17 protein-coding genes are annotated in these 16771 nt (G+C 29.7%); 8 read left to right on the top strand and 9 right to left on the bottom strand.

The features are described 5' to 3' along the window. The first annotated feature begins 1 nt into the window (after position 1). Positions 2-787, top strand: coding sequence for a glycosyltransferase family 2 protein (locus HW119_RS00725; protein WP_177760844.1), 786 nt, complete (start codon positions 2-4; stop codon positions 785-787). Between the two features lie 24 nt (positions 788-811). On the opposite strand, the gene HW119_RS00720 is transcribed toward HW119_RS00725, so the two are convergent. Continuing rightward, positions 812-1564, bottom strand: coding sequence for a glycosyltransferase family 2 protein (locus tag HW119_RS00720; protein WP_177760843.1), 753 nt, complete (start codon positions 1562-1564; stop codon positions 812-814). Between the two features lie 71 nt (positions 1565-1635). On the opposite strand from HW119_RS00720, the gene HW119_RS00715 reads away from it, so the two are divergent. Beyond that, complete coding sequence (locus tag HW119_RS00715) at positions 1636-2349, top strand: polysaccharide deacetylase family protein (protein ID WP_177760842.1); 714 nt, start codon at positions 1636-1638, stop codon at positions 2347-2349. Here HW119_RS00715 and HW119_RS00710 read toward each other — a convergent pair. Further along, complete coding sequence (locus tag HW119_RS00710) at positions 2341-3078, bottom strand: glycosyltransferase family 2 protein (RefSeq protein ID WP_177760841.1); 738 nt, start codon at positions 3076-3078, stop codon at positions 2341-2343. The genes HW119_RS00715 and HW119_RS00710 overlap by 9 nt on opposite strands. Before the next feature lie 57 nt (positions 3079-3135). Here HW119_RS00710 and HW119_RS00705 point away from each other — a divergent pair, with 57 nt between their 5' ends. Then, positions 3136-3954 (top strand): glycosyltransferase family 2 protein, encoded by an 819-nt coding sequence (locus tag HW119_RS00705; RefSeq protein WP_177760840.1) that lies wholly within the window; start codon positions 3136-3138, stop codon positions 3952-3954. Between the two features lie 2 nt (positions 3955-3956). On the opposite strand, the gene HW119_RS00700 is transcribed toward HW119_RS00705, so the two are convergent. Continuing rightward, positions 3957-5018 (bottom strand): glycosyltransferase family 9 protein, encoded by a 1062-nt coding sequence (locus HW119_RS00700; protein WP_177760839.1) that lies wholly within the window; start codon positions 5016-5018, stop codon positions 3957-3959. A gap of 93 nt (positions 5019-5111) precedes the next feature. On the opposite strand from HW119_RS00700, the gene HW119_RS00695 reads away from it, so the two are divergent. Next, positions 5112-5864 (top strand): lipopolysaccharide kinase, encoded by a 753-nt coding sequence (locus HW119_RS00695; protein WP_177760838.1) that lies wholly within the window; start codon positions 5112-5114, stop codon positions 5862-5864. Between the two features lie 51 nt (positions 5865-5915). Here the strand turns inward: HW119_RS00695 and HW119_RS00690 are convergent, their stop codons facing one another. From HW119_RS00690 to thrS, 6 genes are all read right to left on the bottom strand, one after another. After that, positions 5916-7622, bottom strand: a complete 1707-nt coding sequence (locus HW119_RS00690; RefSeq protein WP_255498086.1) for an LTA synthase family protein — start codon at positions 7620-7622, stop codon at positions 5916-5918. A gap of 244 nt (positions 7623-7866) precedes the next feature. Then, positions 7867-8682 (bottom strand): 2,3,4,5-tetrahydropyridine-2,6-dicarboxylate N-succinyltransferase, encoded by an 816-nt coding sequence (locus HW119_RS00685; RefSeq protein WP_177760836.1) that lies wholly within the window; start codon positions 8680-8682, stop codon positions 7867-7869. A 162-nt stretch (positions 8683-8844) separates the two neighbouring features. Then, positions 8845-9189, bottom strand: a complete 345-nt coding sequence (rplT, locus tag HW119_RS00680; protein ID WP_125016242.1) for a 50S ribosomal protein L20 — start codon at positions 9187-9189, stop codon at positions 8845-8847. A gap of 111 nt (positions 9190-9300) precedes the next feature. Next, a complete protein-coding gene (gene rpmI / locus HW119_RS00675) occupies positions 9301-9498 on the bottom strand; it encodes a 50S ribosomal protein L35 (RefSeq protein WP_177760835.1) in 198 nt (65 codons plus the stop codon). A 65-nt stretch (positions 9499-9563) separates the two neighbouring features. Next, entirely contained in the window at positions 9564-10118 is a 555-nt protein-coding gene (gene infC / locus HW119_RS00670) for a translation initiation factor IF-3 (RefSeq protein WP_177766486.1), read from the bottom strand. Between the two features lie 32 nt (positions 10119-10150). After that, complete coding sequence (thrS, locus tag HW119_RS00665; protein WP_177760833.1) at positions 10151-12097, bottom strand: threonine--tRNA ligase; 1947 nt, start codon at positions 12095-12097, stop codon at positions 10151-10153. 141 nt (positions 12098-12238) lie between these two features. On the opposite strand from thrS, the gene HW119_RS00660 reads away from it, so the two are divergent. The 4 genes from HW119_RS00660 to HW119_RS00645 are packed head-to-tail and all read left to right on the top strand — an operon-like array spanning position 12239 to position 16771. After that, the gene (locus HW119_RS00660) at positions 12239-13216 is read left to right on the top strand and encodes a GNAT family N-acetyltransferase (RefSeq protein ID WP_255497941.1); all 978 of its coding nucleotides are present in this window, start codon (positions 12239-12241) and stop codon (positions 13214-13216) included. Then, complete coding sequence (locus tag HW119_RS00655) at positions 13213-14310, top strand: DegT/DnrJ/EryC1/StrS family aminotransferase (RefSeq protein WP_177760831.1); 1098 nt, start codon at positions 13213-13215, stop codon at positions 14308-14310. The genes HW119_RS00660 and HW119_RS00655 overlap by 4 nt, the downstream gene beginning before the upstream one ends. Beyond that, entirely contained in the window at positions 14311-15321 is a 1011-nt protein-coding gene (locus tag HW119_RS00650; RefSeq protein WP_177760829.1) for a glycosyltransferase family 2 protein, read from the top strand. Then, entirely contained in the window at positions 15311-16771 is a 1461-nt protein-coding gene (locus HW119_RS00645; RefSeq protein ID WP_177760827.1) for an oligosaccharide flippase family protein, read from the top strand. The genes HW119_RS00650 and HW119_RS00645 overlap by 11 nt, the downstream gene beginning before the upstream one ends.

Here is a 16771-nt window from a genome sequence, read left to right as displayed (position 1 = left end):
TATGAAAGTCGCCTTATTAATTTCAACATATAATTGGAACGAAGCTTTAACTTTGGTTTTGAATAGTTTGAAAATACAAACCGTTTTACCAACAGAAGTTTTAATTGCAGATGATGGTTCTCGTTCTGATACAAAAGATTTAATAGAAAAATTTGCTCTGGAAATTTCAATTCCGATTAAACATATTTGGCACGAAGATTTAGGTTTTCGTAAGTCTAAAATATTAAATAAAGCTGTTGCTAAAACGACATGTGATTATTTAATTCAGATTGATGGAGATTGTATTATGCATCCTAATTTTGTCGAAGATCATTTGAAGTTTTCGTCAGAAAATAAATATTTATACGGAACCAGAGTTTCTATAAAAAAGGAAGCTTTGTCCTATATTTTTAAAGAAAATGTTTTTAAGTTTAATTTTTTCTCTAAAAATTTATCCAAAAGAACACGCGCAATTCATTTTTTAATTCTAGCTAACAATTACAAACCACATATTAATTATTCTACTCAATTTCGAGGTTGTAATGTTTCTTTTTGGCGAAAAGATTTTATTGAAGTAAATGGTTATAACGAAGAATTCGAAGGTTGGGGTAGAGAAGATTCTGATTTAGTTATTCGAATGAATAATAATGGGATTTTAGCGCAAAGGTTAAGATACGCTGGTATTGTTTATCATATTTATCATAAAGATAACTCACGGGATAATTTCTTAAGAAACGATGCTATCCAAAACGAAACTATCAAGAATAAAATAATTCGTTGTCAAAAAGGTATAGATCAATATTTATAAAAAAAACTCGAATAATTATATTAATTATTCGAGTTTTCTATATTTCATCCAAAGTTGTAAATATCTTTTAAATACTGAGAAAGCGTGTAAATACGACAGTATGAATCCTTCTTTACCATCTAAAAATCCTAGTCTATAAATATATTGCCAAGAAAAACGATAAAATGGTCTAAATAAAAAATGATAGGCGTTTGGTTTTAATTTTTTTGCGTATAATTTTTCAGCTTGTAACTTACTATATAAATTTAATTTTGCATTATATGAGTCAAATGTAAAATAACTTTCATGATTTAGTTTGTGTTTAAGTTTTCCTGCCGAACCGTTTATTTTTAAATTTTCGTGAACTAAACCTTCAAATTGACAGAACTTTTTATTGAAAATTCGAGCAGCTTTATCATTTTGCCAACCTCCATAATTTATTTTTTTTCCTAAAAAGTTGAATTGACGTTTGACAAAAAAAGCAACCTTTTCATTCGGATTGGTAACATTTTCAATGATTTCTTTTTTTAAATCATCGGTAACATATTCATCTAAATCAAAAAATAAAATCCAATCGTTTGACGCTTGATTAATTGCAAAATTGCGTTGCGAAGAAAAATCAACAAATGTATTCTGAATCACTTTTACATGTAAACTTTTAGCAATTTCAACGGTTTTATCCGTACTGAACGAATCGACAATGATAATTTCATCAACAAAATCCAAACTTTTAATATATCTTTCAATATTTTGTTCTTCGTTTAATGTAATAGCTAAAGCGGTTATTTTTGGCGTCAATTTTTTTCTTTTTTGTCAAATATTATAAAACAAATGTACTATTTTAGTCTCAAATTTAAAATCAAAATTTAATGAGTTCGTTACCTATTTTAATGTATCATAATGTTGTTTCAGAAAAATCTAAATCTAAAGGATTAAACATTTTTGTAGATAGGCTAGAAGAGCAGTTTAAATATTTGATTGAAAACAAATATAACACTTATCATTTGTCTGAATTACAAAATTTAAAAACAATTTCTCAAAAAAGTGTGATTTTGACTTTTGATGATGTTACCAAAAATCAAATGGAATTTGCTATTCCGTTATTAAAAAAATATGGACTAAAAGCTACTTTTTTTATTCCTTTTAAATATGTAGGAGGATTTGATGATTGGAATTCGGGTTCTGAAGCTATTATGTCAGTTGATGAATTAAAAGCAATTCCAAGTAATATCGAGTTAGGATATCATTCGTTTGCACATCGTAATTTTGAAAAGATTTCTTTAGAAGAAGCACAATCTGATTTTGATATGTCTGAAGCGTTTGTTCTTGAAAATAAACTGAATGTTTTTAGAGCAATTGCTTATCCTTACGGAAAATATCCAAAGAAAATTATCCAAGAAAAAGAAGCCTTTTTTAAAGTTTTAGAAAAAAATCAAATGCATTTTGCTTTACGTATTGGAAATCGAGTAAGTAAATTCCCTTTTAAAGATAAATTTGAAATTCAACGAATCGACATCAAAGGAGAAGATTCTCTTTTTAAATTTAAGCTTAAACTAAAATTCGGAAAACTAAAACTATTTTAAATTACGTTGAAGTAACATCAATTTTACGTAACGAGAAAAAACGCCGTAGGCATTTATACTTGCAACAGCAAGACCAGGAACACCATCTAAAAAACCACGTTTTAAAACATAACCCGAAAAAAATCGGTAAAAAGGTTTAAAAATCAAATGAAAATAAGTGACTTTCTTTTTCTTTTTAAAAGATTCTCCAGCCTGGAACCATGCGTACGAATCTTTCTTACTTAAAAAATGAAATAATCCTTTATATGTATAGTGAATCATAAAGTTTTTTAAGATTCCAATACTTCCATTTACGTGAAGTTTCTCGTGAACATCGCCCGTAAAATGTACGTTGTCGTTTTTTACTAATCGAACCACGCGGTCCACTTTATGATACAAAAAACGATTCATATAAAAATGTGGAAACTGAAGTTTGTAACCAGAATGTTTCGGATTATTTATCGTTTTAATAATTTCGTACTGCAATTTTTTCGAAACACGTTCGTCACCATCAATAAATAAAATCCAATCGCCAGTTGCGTATTCTATCGCAAAATTTTTCTGAGCCGAAAAGTTATCGAATTTTCGTTGAACCACTTTACAGCCAAAGCTTTCTGCAATCTCTTTTGTTCGGTCCGAACTAAATGAATCTACAACAATGATTTCATCTGCAAATGCAACTGAATTTAAAGCATCTTCAATGTAAGTTTCTTCGTTATAAGTTGGTATGATTACAGAAATTCTGTTCATTATTTATGAATTTGTTAAGTGTTCGGATTTATCAAAAATACGTATCTTTGCACTATTATGCAAAAGAATATTTCAGTTATTATATCGACATATAATTCTCCCGAATGGCTAAAGAAAGTAATTTGGGGTTATAACACGCAAACCTATCGCAATTTTGAAATGGTGATTGCTGATGATGGTTCTCGCCAAGAAACGATTGATATGATTGATGAATTACGAAAAGAAGTTTTTTATCCGATTATTCACGTTTGGCACGAAGATAATGGTTTTCAGAAATCGCAAATTTTAAATAAAGCAATTCTTGCTTGTACAACAGATTATATTATGATGTCTGATGGCGATTGTATTCCTCGTCCAGATTTTGTAGAACAACATATAAAATTCAGAGAAGAAGGTTATTTTTTATCTGGTGGATACCACAAACTTCCGATGGATTTATCAATTAAAATAAATAAAGAAGATATTTATTCTGATAAATGTTTTGATGTTTCTTGGTTGAAGAAAAACGGAATGAAAACGTCTTTCAAGAATCATAAAATTGATGCTTACGGTGTAAAAAGTTCGGTTTTAAATGCGTTAACTCCTACAAATCCAAGTTGGAATGGACATAATGCTTCCGGTTGGAAATCGGATATTTTAAAAATTAATGGTTTTGATGAACGCATGCAATACGGTGGACAAGACCGCGAATTAGGTGAGCGTTTAGTTAATTTAGGTATTAAACCAAAACAAATCAGATATTCGACAACTTGTTTACATTTAGACCATAAACGTGGTTACGCTACAAAAGAATCGATTGAAAAAAATCAGAATATCAGAAAAGAAACAAGGTCTTCGAAAAGACCTTGGACTGATTTTGGTATCGTAAAAAAATAAACTTATAAATTATTTTTTAAAAATTCATTTAACTCCGGAATAATCATTTCTGGAGTTAATTTTTTATATAACTCATGCGGATTTTTCTCGATTTCTTTGCGTTCTTCATGAGAAAATTCTTTATATAAATTCGGAAGTTTTTCTAATAAATGAATTGATTTATGAAATTTTCCATCTTCAAAACTTGCCCAAAAATCTTTATTTACATAGGGTGAAAAAATCGTGTAAGTTGGTTTATTTAAAGCTTTTGCAATATGTACGCTTCCGCCTTCATTAGAAACTAAAACGTCAGCTTCGTTCATGATTTTGATAAAATCGCGAATCGTTGGTGCGTTAAATTCAAAAATAACGTGTTCTTTATTTTTACAAAGTTCATATATTTTTAAAGCTTCAGATTTTTGATTTGGCGCGTAGTTAAAAAGAATATTGACATCAAAATTTTCTGCAATAAAATCACTTAATGCAGCAACATATTCATACGGCATTGATTTTTGAGGCGTACTTCCTAAAACACCTATAACTATTGTTTTATTAGAATTGTTTGTAGGAATTAATTTTTCGCTTTTTTCTGCTTCTGATAAATAAATTTTCGGTTCGTAATCAAACGAAGTAAACCCATCGATTTGTTTTAATAACTGAATACGATCTTCAATTGCTTTTCCTGCAATATGTGTTTTTTCTTTTAATAACGTAACCGGATTTGTATAATAACCTAAATTTCCTAGTTTTTTTCGGCTGTTATTACCGACTGTGATTTTAGCATTAGAAAATTTACAGATGATTCGTGATTGAAATTTTGAATACGGATCTAAGATTACATCGTATTTTTCGTTTCTGACTTCTTTAATCTTTTTGAATAAATTCGGAAGTTTTTTTAGTTCTTTTTCTTTAATCGGAATAATTTTATCTATATTCGGATTGTTCATCAGAACACCAGTTGTAAAATCATAAGCCATAAAATGAATTTCGCTATCAGGAAATTGCTTCTTGAAGTTGTTTGCTAAAATTGAACTTATCAAAACATCACCGATGCGTTTGTTTTGAATAATTAAAACTTTTTTCATAAATAAGAATTCATTTTTTACCGACTTACATCTTAAATCGTAACTTTGTGCAAAGTACTATTTTTTATAGTTTCAATCCAAATATATTTACAAGTGAAAATAATTATAAATTCAAAATATCTTCCATTAAAAAATGAAATCGAGCAATTGATTTTAAATTATCACACGCAAGGAAAACTTTTGGTAAAAGGTGCTCGTAATAGTATCAAAACAAATTTTTTGAATGAGAAGGAAGTTAACTTGAAATATTTTGCAAAGCTTGGATTTATTAAAGGTTTGATTTATACTTTTTTTCGTCCTTCAAAAGCGAAACGTTCTTTTGAATATGCAAATTATCTTTTGGAACATCAGATTTTAACTCCAAATCCGATTGCTTTTTCTGAAGATTATAAAAATGGATTACTTGCCGAAAGTTTTTATATTTCGGACCATATTAACTATGATTTTACTTTTCGTGAATTAATTCATGACCCGCTTTTTTCAGAGCGCGATTTAATTATTGAACAATTTACAGAGTTTACCTTTAAATTACACGAAGCTAAAGTTAATTTTTTAGACCATTCGCCTGGAAATACATTGATTGTAAAACGAGAAAATTCCAAATACGATTTTTATTTAATTGATTTAAATCGAATGAAATTTGAAAATATGTCCATTGAAAAACGAATGGATAATTTTAAAAAGATGTGGATTTCTAAACACATGGTAAAAGTAATTGCTAAGAAATACGCCGAATTATCAAACGTAAATGAAAAGAAATTGTTTGATTTATTGATGCAATCGAGTCAGCAATTTAAACGAAAAATTGCCAAGAAAAAATATTTAAAACGTAAACTAAAACGTTAGAAAATTTCAAAATCCTATAAAGAATGTTTTATAGGATTTTTGTTTTTTTTTCTATTGAATAGTAAGTTTGTTTTTAGAAACGCGATGATTAAACGATTGAATGTAAGCTTTTATAAAGCGTTCCATTTTCTGTTTTATTTCAGGATTTTTATCCGATAAATCATCTTTTAACAACGGGTCAATTTTCCAATTATAGAGACCTAAAGTTTTTGTTCCATCAAAAGCCAAGTAATAATCGCCCATTTCTAAATTATAGACATTATCTAAATAATTCACAACAAAATCATCTTTTGATTTGTAAGATTTTCCGTAAGATATGATTTTAGCATTCAATTGTAAATAGTCCATTAAGCTTGGTAGAATGTCAATTTGTTGAAAATTTTTCTCGTCGACTGCAATCATCGTTTCATCGTTTGGAACGAAAAATAAAATCGGAATTCTAAATTTACCTACATTGTTTTTGTATTCAAGTTCTTTTCCAGTTGATGACGTATGGTCTGAAGTTATCACAAAAATAGTATTTTCATACCAAGGCATTTTTTTAGCTGTTTTAAAAAATTCGTTTAATGCAAAATCTGTGTACGCAATAGATTCGTGAATTTCAGTTGTTCCTTTCGGGAATTTATTTTTGTATTTTTCTGGAATTGTAAACGGTGCATGAGATGAAACCGTAAATAAGGTTGTGAAAAAAGGTTGTTTGAAGTTGTTTAATTCTTTTGCGAAAAACTGCATGAAATCTTCATCAAAAACACCCCATTTTCCGTCAAATGACTCGGGTCCAATATATTCATTTTTTCCAAAATAAGTATCAAAGCCAGCTACATTTGCATATTTATCAAAGTTTTGACTTCCGTTAAATGCGCCATGAAAAAACGAAGTTTCATACCCATTTTCTTTTAAAATTTTAGGTAATCCGTTCACTTCATTTAATGCATAACCTGATGAAATAATACTTTTATTCATCAATCCAGGAATACTCGAAATAGTTGACGGAACCGCATCAATCGATAACTTACCGTTTGCAAAAGCATTTTTAAAATAATAACTTTTTTGAATTAGAGAATCTAAAAATGGAGTTTGTCCACGTTGTATGTTTTCGTTTCCGAAACTTTCTAGAATTATTAAAACAACATTTTTTTTATTGTATTCTGGATACGTAAATGTTTGTATTGGATTAAATATGGACGCAGCTTCAGCTTCACTGAAATATTTTATTTCTTTCAGATTTTCTTTTTTGCTGAGTGTTTTCATAATCGAAAATGGCGTGTTTAAAACTAAGGCAGAACTTCCGATTGGTCCGTAATTTGTTGCATCTACTAAACTTATTGGTTTTCTGCCAATTCCTCTTCCTGATATAAAAAGTAATCCAACAACAAATAATAAAGTTACATAATTACCTGATTTTGAAAATGTTTTTACGTTTTGAAATTTGATTTTTTTTAAGCAGAACCAAAATGCAAATAATGAAATTAGCATCAGTATTGGAATTTGCCAATAATCTTTAATGTACGAAATTAGTAAACCTCCGATTTCGTTTGTCATACCATCGGCTGTAATTATAGAAAAAGAACTTCGTCTTCCTATAAATCGAAAATATTCATAATCAATAAAATTGGTAGTTAATAAAATTCCATTAATGATGAAAAAACTGTAAAAAAGAAAATTTTGATATCTTTTATTTTGTTGAAATTTCCCTGGAATTAAATGTAAAATGGCAAATAAGATATTGATATAACCTAATATTGCTAAATCGAACATCAATCCGCCAAGGAAAATTTTTAAATTTATTTCTTGAAAAAAAAATTGATTATAAAAGTAAAATCCGATTCTAATTAATTGGTAAAAGATAACGAGTAAAAGAAATCTTTGAAAAAATAGGTTTAGTGTATTTTTGGTTTTGTTCATGGCTTTTATTGAATCACAAAAGTGTATTTAAAAAAGTGTTTAACCAAAAGTAAATAAAAAAAATCCATTTTAAATTTAAAATGGATTTTGATTTATATTAAACTGCTACGTTATATTCTCTTAACGCGTCGTTTAAAGAAGTTTTTAAATCTGTTGATGGTTTTCGTTGTCCGATGATTAACGCACAAGGAACTTGATATTCACCGGCAGCGAATTTTTTAGTGTATGAACCAGGAATTACCACTGAACGTTCAGGAACGTAACCTTTCATTTCAATTGGAGTATCACCTGTAACATCGATAATTTTAGTTGATGCTGTTAAAACTACATTTGCTCCTAGAACCGCTTCTTTACCAACGCGAACACCTTCAACTACGATACAACGTGAACCAATGAAAGCATTGTCTTCAATGATAACTGGTGCAGCTTGTAATGGTTCTAAAACTCCACCAATTCCAACACCTCCAGACAAGTGAACATTTTTTCCAATTTGTGCACAAGAACCTACAGTTGCCCAAGTGTCAACCATGGTTCCTTCATCTACATAAGCACCAATATTTACATAAGAAGGCATTAAAATTACACCTGAAGAAATATATGCTCCGTGACGCGCAACGGCATTCGGAACTACACGAATTCCTTTTTCTGCATAATTTCTTTTTAAAGGCATTTTATCGTGATATTCAAAAATACCAGCTTCTAAAGTTTCCATTTTCTGAATAGGGAAGTACATCACAACTGCTTTTTTAACCCATTCATTAATTTGCCATCCACCTTCAATCGGTTCAGCAGTTCTTAATTTTCCGTTGTCGATTAAATCAATAACTTCTCTGATTGTGTTTTGAGTTGTTTCTTCTTGTAAAAGCGCGCGGTTTTCCCAAGCTTGTTCTATGATTTGTTTTAAGTTTTCCATCTATTCAATTATTTATACAAATATAAAGATAAGTTCTTTTTAAAAGAAGTTGTATTTTATATTATATTTATAGCTTTATAAGTTTTATTTATAATAAAAAAACCTATTCAAAAAGAATAGGTTTCTATATATTAAGTAAGATAAACAGGTTTTACAAAACGTTTATTTAATTTTATTAACGATAGCTGTGAAAGCTTCAGGGTGGTTCATTGCTAAATCAGCTAAAACTTTACGGTTTAACTCGATGTTGTTAGCTTTTACTTTCCCCATGAATTGAGAATAAGACATTCCATGTAAACGAGCTCCAGCGTTGATACGCATAATCCATAAAGCACGGAAATTTCTTTTCTTTTGTTTTCTATCGCGGTAAGCATAAGACATTGCTTTTTCTACCGCGTTTTTAGCTACTGTCCAAACGTTTTTACGTCTTCCGAAGAAACCTTTGGCTTGCTTCAAAATTCTTTTTCTTCTTGCTCTTTTAGCAACTGAATTTACTGATCTTGGCATAATTTTAATGTTTTTGTAGTAAGGCGAACTTATAATTTAAGTTGCTTATTGATTATTTCTAATCTGCCCACTCCAGGGTTATTTTTTAATTGTTTTTAACCGAAAGAACGATTACATTATTCTTAATTGTTCTTTGATACTTCTCTCGTCAGCTTTGTTTACTAAAGCAGAGTGAGTTAAAGCTAATTTACGCTTTTTAGATTTTTTTGTCAAGATGTGACTTTTAAAAGCGTGCTTTCTTTTTAATTTTCCAGAGCCAGTAACTTTAAAACGTTTCTTAGCACTAGATTTAGTTTTCATTTTAGGCATGTCTTCCTAGGTATTTATGTTATCTTACTTAACATTATTGTTTGCATTACTATTAAAGTAATGAATTATTTTTTCTTTTTAGGAGCAATGTACATTGTCATTCTTTTTCCTTCAAGAACAGGCATAGCTTCAACTTTTCCAAGTTCTTCTAAATCTTGTGCTAAACGTAACAACAAAATCTGACCTTGTTCTTTATAGATGATAGAACGTCCTTTAAAGAATACAAATGCTTTTAATTTAGCTCCGTCTTTTAAGAATTTTTCGGCGTTTTTCTTTTTGAATTCATAATCATGCTCATCTGTTTGAGGTCCAAAACGAATCTCTTTTACAGTAATTTGAGTTGATTTTGCTTTCAACATTTTATCACGCTTCTTTTGTTCATAAAGGAACTTCTTGTAATCGATAATCTTACAAACAGGCGGTTCGGCATTAGGTGAAATTTCAACTAAATCCAATTCCAACTCTTCAGCCATTTGTAAGGCTTGAGATGTTTTGAAAACTCCTGGTTCAACATTATCTCCAACAAGACGAACTTCTGGAACTCTAATCGCGCTGTTTGTTCTGTGCGCGTCTTTCTTTTCAACACGAGGAGTATATCCTCTTTTACTATTTAAAGCTATGGTGTTATGTATTTATGCTTGTTACCAAGCGGTTAAACTTCTAATGAACGAACTGTTTTGCTTACTTCTTCATGTATAAAAGAAATAAAATCTTCAATTTTCATTGTGATGTTAGATTTTCCATCATCACCGTGTTTTCTTACAGAAACTGTACCATTTTTCTCTTCTTCTTCTCCGATGATAAGCATAAATGGGTATTTTTGAACTTCAGCTTCTCTAATTTTCTTACCGATTGTCTCATTTCGGTTATCAACTAGAGCGCGAATTTCGTCATTTTCTAACAAATTTAAAACTTTTTTTGCATAATTTTCATATTTCTCACTTAAAGATAATATGATAACTTGCTCAGGCATTAGCCATAAAGGGAAATTACCTGCTGTATGTTCTAATAAAATGGCGATAAAACGTTCCATTGAACCAAAAGGAGCTCGGTGAATCATTACAGGTCTGTGTAATTTATCGTCAGAACCTTTATAAGTTAAATCAAAACGTTCAGGTAAATTGTAATCAACTTGAATTGTTCCTAACTGCCAACTTCTTCCTAATGCATCTTTAACCATAAAGTCTAATTTAGGTCCGTAGAAGGCAGCTTCACCACTTTCTATAACATAATTTAAACCTTTGTCTCTTGCCGCATTGATAATAGCTTGTTCAGCTTTTTCCCAGTTTTCTACATTTCCAATATATTTGTCAGGATTGTTTAAATCACGAACAGAAACTTGAGCTGTAAAGTTTTCAAAACCTAAAGAACCAAATACGTAAAGTACTAAGTCAATTACTTTTTTGAACTCTGTGTCCAATTGGTCTGGTGTACAGAAAATATGTGCATCATCTTGAGTAAATCCGCGAACACGAGTTAAACCGTGTAATTCTCCAGATTGTTCGTAACGATAAACTGTTCCGAATTCAGCATAACGTTTAGGTAAATCTTTATATGACCAAGGTTTTGCATTAAAAATCTCGCAGTGATGCGGGCAATTCATTGGTTTTAATAAAAATTCTTCGCCTTCTGCTGGTGTATGAATCGGTTGAAAACTGTCTGCTCCGTATTTTGCATAGTGACCAGAAGTTTCATATAATTCTTTTTGTCCAATATGTGGTGTTACAACTTGTTCGTAACCCATTTTTTTCTGAGCTTTCTTTAAGAATTGCTCTAAACGGTCACGTAAAGCAGCTCCTTTTGGTAACCATAAAGGTAAACCTTGTCCTACACGTTGAGAAAAATGGAAAAGTTCTAATTCTTTACCTAGTTTTCTGTGGTCACGACGTTTTGCTTCTTCTAATAATAATAAATATTCAGTTAAGTCTTTTTGTTTAGGGAACGAAATTCCGTAAACGCGTGTTAACTGTTTGTTTTTTTCGTCACCTCTCCAGTAAGCACCAGCAACAGAAAGAATTTTCATTGCTTTGATGATTCCTGTATTTGGAATGTGACCACCACGACATAAATCAGTAAAAGTAGCATGGTCACAGAATGTGATGGTGCCGTCTTCTAAATTTGTAATTAATTCTGTTTTATATTCGTTGTCTTTATATAATTCTAATGCCTCTGCTTTTGTTGCAGAACGCATTTTAAATTCGTGCTTTTCTTTAGCGATTTCTAAGATACGATTTTCGATTTCTTTAAAATCAGCTTCTCCAAATTTATGTTCTCCGAAATCTACATCGTAATAAAATCCATTTTCAATCGCAGGACCAATTGTTAACTTGATTCCAGGAAATTTTTCTTCTAAAGCTTGCGCCATTACGTGCGAAGTTGAATGCCAAAAAGCTTTCTTACCTTCAACATCATTCCATGTGTATAAAACTAAACTACCGTCGGTGGTTAAAGGAGTAGCCGTCTCAATGGTGGTCCCATTAAAACTTGCAGATATTACATTTCTCGCTAAACCTTCGCTTATACTCAAAGCGACTTCGTGTGGAGTTGTGCCTGAAGCAAACTCTTTTACTGAACCGTCTGGTAATGTTATTTTTATCATAAGTACGTTGTATATAATGAGTGCAAATATACGATTTTTAGTACTTCAACAACAAAAAATATTTATGCTTTTGTATGAAATGTGATTGTTTTTGCGTTATTTAGTTTTGATATTTGTAAAACCATTTAATAATCGCACTTTTTGAAACTTAAAATCCAAAAATATCAACCTGATTTTTTCCCTATTTGGAACGGTTTTATCGCCAAAGCTAAAAACGGAACTTTTTTGTTTCATCGAAATTTTATGGAATATCATCAAGATAGATTTGATGATTTTTCTCTTTTGATTTTTGATGAAAATAAATTGCTTGCCGTTCTTCCTGCAAATGTTGATGATGTAAATATTTATTCGCATCAAGGTTTAACTTATGGCGGATTGGTTGTTTCTGAAAAATTACGTTCAACCGATTTTTTTGAAATTTTCAAATCGATTTTAGAGTATTTGCATATTCAAGGTTTTTCTCATTTGTATATTAAAGATTTACCTCATTTTTATACTTCTCAGTTTGCTGATGAAATTAAATATTTACAATTTGTTTTAGATGCAGAAATTTATCGAAAAGATATTTGTTCAGTTATCGATTTATCAGCGAATTTTCATGTTTCTAAGTCAGTAAAACGTGATTATAACATATCGTTAAACAAAAAACATTACGTCATTTTTGATGATGATTTAACGATTTTTTGGAAAGATGTTTTAGAACCAAATTTATTGAAAACGTATCAAGCAAAACCGGTTCATTCTCTTGAAGAAATTCGTTATTTAAAAAATCAATTTTCTCAAGAAATCATTCAAGTTAACGTATATTCAGACGACGGTAAAATTCTTGGCGGAACTACCTTATTTATATCCAAAAATGTTGTACATTCTCAGTATATTAGTTTAAATAAAGAAGTTTCGAATGAAGGTGTTTTAGATTTTTTACATTTGACTTTAATTGAGAAATTTAAATCAGAAAAAAAATATTTTGATTTTGGAATTTCTAACGAAAATCAAGGTCGAAATATTAATAAAGGATTACTTTTCTGGAAGGAAAAGTTTGGCGCACGACCTGCAATTCAAGAATTTTATAAATTCGAAACACAAAGTTTTTCAAAAATAGATAATTTGTATTTATGATTCCATATTTAGATTTACATAAAATAAACAAACCTTACGATACCGCTTTTTTAGAAGCTACACAAAGTTTTTTAAATAGCGGAAGATATATTTTAGGTGAAAAATTAGCTGATTTTGAACGTGATTTTAGTCAATTTTGCGAAACCAAACATTGCATTGGAGTAGGAAATGGTTTAGATGCGTTGATATTAATTTTCAAGGCTTTTATCATCAAAGGTAAATTACAAGTTGGCGATGAAATCTTGGTTTCTGCAAATACTTACATTGCTTGCATTTTGGCTATTGAAAATGCTGGTTTAAAACCTGTTTTGGTAGATACTAATTTTGAATCCTACAATCTTTCTATCGAAAATATTAAGAACGCTACAACCCAACATACCAAAGGAATTTTAATGGTTCATTTATACGGACAAATTACCGATGCCGAAGAAATTGCTGCATTTGCTAAAGAAATGAATTTGATATTAGTTGAAGATGCGGCTCAAGCTCATGGCGCTATTTCGCATAGAAAACGTGCCGGAAATATTGGTGACGCAGCTGGATTTAGTTTTTATCCGGGTAAAAATTTGGGAGCTTTGGGTGATGCCGGAGCTATAACTACAAACAATAGCGAACTTGCCGAAATTATCAGAGCTTTGAGAAATTACGGCTCTGAAATGAAATATTATAATTTATATAAAGGAGTAAATTCTCGTTTGGATGATATTCAGGCTGCATTTTTATCGATAAAATTAAAAGATTTAGATTTTGATAACGACAAACGTCGCGGAATTGCCAAACGTTATTTGAAAGAAATTATAAATCCGAAAGTGCATTTGCCATTTTATGACGGCACTGAAAATCACGTATTTCATGTTTTTACTCTACGAGTTGAAAATCGAGAAGCTTTTCAATTGTATATGTTAGAAAACGAAATTCAAACGTTGATTCACTATCCGGTTGCGCCACATAAACAAGAAGCAATGAAAGAATTTTCGCATTTGAATTTTCCAATTTCAGAACAAATTCATACACAAATTGTGAGTATTCCGTTGCATCCGATGCTTGCGAATGATGAAGTTGCTAAAATTATTGACGTGATTAATTCCTACTAAATGGATATTTATATAAAATCGTTTAATCGTCCGTTTTTGTTGGATAAATGCTTGGAGAGTATTAAAAAATTCGCTTCTGATTTTTCTGGAAAAATTATTGTAATGGATGATGGAACACCTCAGAAATATCTTAATAAAATTCAAGAAAAATATCCCGATATTCTAATCTTAAAATCACAATTTTATCAAGAAAAAGCTTGTGCTATCGAAAATGATTTAGAACCACCTAAAAATATTCCAAGTCAATTCTGGAAAGAAACAATTGCAAAAGGTTCGGATTATTTTATTTTAATTGAGGATGATTGTTGGTTTTGCGAACCAATTGATTTTACTGATGTTGAAAATCAAATGAAGATTTTTAATTTACAATTGGTAAAATTACTTTGGATGGGAAATGAAGCTTTGATTTCGGATAAAATCGAAAAAGAAACAACTTCGCTGGTTATAACAAATCCTGAATTGTTTACAAGAAATTCGTTTTTGTTTGACTTAATTTACCGAAAAAAGACTTGTAAAATTGATTCGATTTTAAATCGATTAGGAATTCCGATTGAAAAAAATCTTTTAAAATATTATCAGGTTTATGCCGTTGCAAATGCCATTTTTTCAAAGCAATATTATTTAAAAGCTTGGGAAACTTCGCAAAATAAAGTCGATGAATTGGCGCAAATTATGCAAGTAATTCAGATTCCGAATGCCGATTTAAATGTAGGTCATTCTAAAAAAGAATGGATTCGAACTTCATTAAAAACAACAGCATCCAAACAAAATAAAGAATATTTAGATGCAGATTTTGATGTTTACTCTTTAAATAAAATATTGAATGAAACTTGGTTTCAAAATCAATTTGAAGTTTTTAATTTTGATAACGATATTTCAAGCGCATTCATTCAAAAGATAATTTCACAAAATAATTTCCCTGAAAACACGTTTAATTCGTGGCAAGATTGGTACAATAAATTAAAGCAATCGTATGAAAAAATAGGTTGTAAAATCACGAATGACAGATAAAAAAACACATAATAAAATTTTTAAATCCATTTCGATTTTTGGAAGCGTGCAAGCCATACAAATGGTTTGTAAGGTGATTTCTGTAAAAATAACTTCGGTGATTTTAGGACCTTCAGGAGTTGGTTTAATTGGATTAATTGATAATGTGATTAACTTAATTACGCAAGGTTCTTCTTTTGGAATTCAAACCATCGGAACTCAATTAATCGCTAAAGAACGCGAGAATAAAACGAACCAGAAAGTTTTGGCGTTTTGGATGTTGCTTTGCGGAATTTTGGCTGCTCTTTTTTGTTTTATTTTTTCAGGTTTTTTGAGTCGAATGGTTTTTGATTCACCCGCTTATTCATTACATTTTAAAGCGCTCTCTGTTTATTTTGTTTTGTATGCGATTATTAACTTTTCAATCATCGTTTTAAAAGGATTAAACGAAATAAAAAAACTGGTTCAATATCAAATTTATTCGGTGATTTTTGTTTCAATTGCAACCATTTTTTGTTATTGGTTTTGGGGAATAAACGGTATTTTTCCTGCATTTATAGCTAATAGTTTCGTAACTTTTTTAGTGTATTTTTTTTATTTGCAGAAGTTAAATTTAAATCAGGTTTCGGTTTCTAAAACTGAGATTTTAAGCCAAGGAAAATATCTTTTTTCAAAAGGAAGTTTGTTAGCAATAAATGGTGTTTTTGGTTTGGTTTGTTTCTTTTTGATTCGACTTTTTTTAAAAGAAAATAGTCCAAGTGATTTAGGATTTTACGAAGCTGCTAATTTATATTTGATTTCATATTTCGGAATTATTTTTTCGTCTTTGGCAAATGATTATTTTCCTACTTTAACAAATAAAATTGCTCGAAAAGAAGACATAAATATTTTTGTGAATATTCAAGTTCAAACTTCCATTTTAATTACAACGCCACTTATTTTAATTATGTATTTTGGATGCGATTTAATCATTCCGTTATTAACTTCAAATGCCTTTTTACCTGTTCGTGAGATTTTACTTTTTGGTTTGATTTCAATTCTTTGTAAAACCATCAATTATCCAGTTGGATATATTATTTTGGCTATTGACGATACTAAAAATTATTTCTATCAAAATATTATTGGCGATATTTTAAATGTCATTTTAATTGTTGTTTTATTTCATTATTTTGGATTAATCGGAATTGGTTTGGCGATGTTTATTCAATATTTTGGATTTAATTTTTACTTGCTTTATTTTGTTTCTAAACGAAAATTATTTTGCCTTAATTCCATAAGCTTAAAATATATTATTCTTTCTTTTTTGTTTGTTTTTTTGATGATAGGTTCTGATTTTTTGTTTTGGTATTATGAAATAAATCGCTATATTTCTAAAGGAATTCTGATGTTTATTGGTTCGTTTTATTGTGCTTTTGAATTGAATAAAAACAACCAATTTTTAACATCCATCAAAAATAAGTTTAAGAAATAA

Source organism: Flavobacterium sp. I3-2 (assembly GCF_013389595.1).
In the GTDB taxonomy this organism is placed as follows: Bacteria; Bacteroidota; Bacteroidia; order Flavobacteriales; family Flavobacteriaceae; genus Flavobacterium.
This window is presented reverse-complemented; position numbering and strand designations above follow the sequence as displayed.

Excerpts from the sequence above, each read along its gene's own strand:
- thrS (WP_177760833.1), bottom strand. The coding sequence starts at position 12,097 with ATGATAAAAATAACATTACCAGACGGTTCAGTAAAAGAGTTTGCTTCA.
- HW119_RS00690 (WP_255498086.1), bottom strand. The coding sequence starts at position 7,622 with ATGTTCGATTTAGCAATATTAGGTTATATCAATATCTTATTTGCCATT.
- HW119_RS00705 (WP_177760840.1), top strand. The coding sequence starts at position 3,136 with ATGCAAAAGAATATTTCAGTTATTATATCGACATATAATTCTCCCGAA.
- rpmI (WP_177760835.1), bottom strand. The coding sequence starts at position 9,498 with ATGCCTAAAATGAAAACTAAATCTAGTGCTAAGAAACGTTTTAAAGTT.
- HW119_RS00710 (WP_177760841.1), bottom strand. The coding sequence starts at position 3,078 with ATGAACAGAATTTCTGTAATCATACCAACTTATAACGAAGAAACTTAC.
- HW119_RS00715 (WP_177760842.1), top strand. The coding sequence starts at position 1,636 with ATGAGTTCGTTACCTATTTTAATGTATCATAATGTTGTTTCAGAAAAA.
- HW119_RS00700 (WP_177760839.1), bottom strand. The coding sequence starts at position 5,018 with ATGAAAAAAGTTTTAATTATTCAAAACAAACGCATCGGTGATGTTTTG.
- HW119_RS00725 (WP_177760844.1), top strand. The coding sequence starts at position 2 with ATGAAAGTCGCCTTATTAATTTCAACATATAATTGGAACGAAGCTTTA.
- HW119_RS00645 (WP_177760827.1), top strand. The coding sequence starts at position 15,311 with ATGACAGATAAAAAAACACATAATAAAATTTTTAAATCCATTTCGATT.
- HW119_RS00650 (WP_177760829.1), top strand. The coding sequence starts at position 14,311 with ATGGATATTTATATAAAATCGTTTAATCGTCCGTTTTTGTTGGATAAA.
- HW119_RS00685 (WP_177760836.1), bottom strand. The coding sequence starts at position 8,682 with ATGGAAAACTTAAAACAAATCATAGAACAAGCTTGGGAAAACCGCGCG.
- HW119_RS00655 (WP_177760831.1), top strand. The coding sequence starts at position 13,213 with ATGATTCCATATTTAGATTTACATAAAATAAACAAACCTTACGATACC.
- rplT (WP_125016242.1), bottom strand. The coding sequence starts at position 9,189 with ATGCCAAGATCAGTAAATTCAGTTGCTAAAAGAGCAAGAAGAAAAAGA.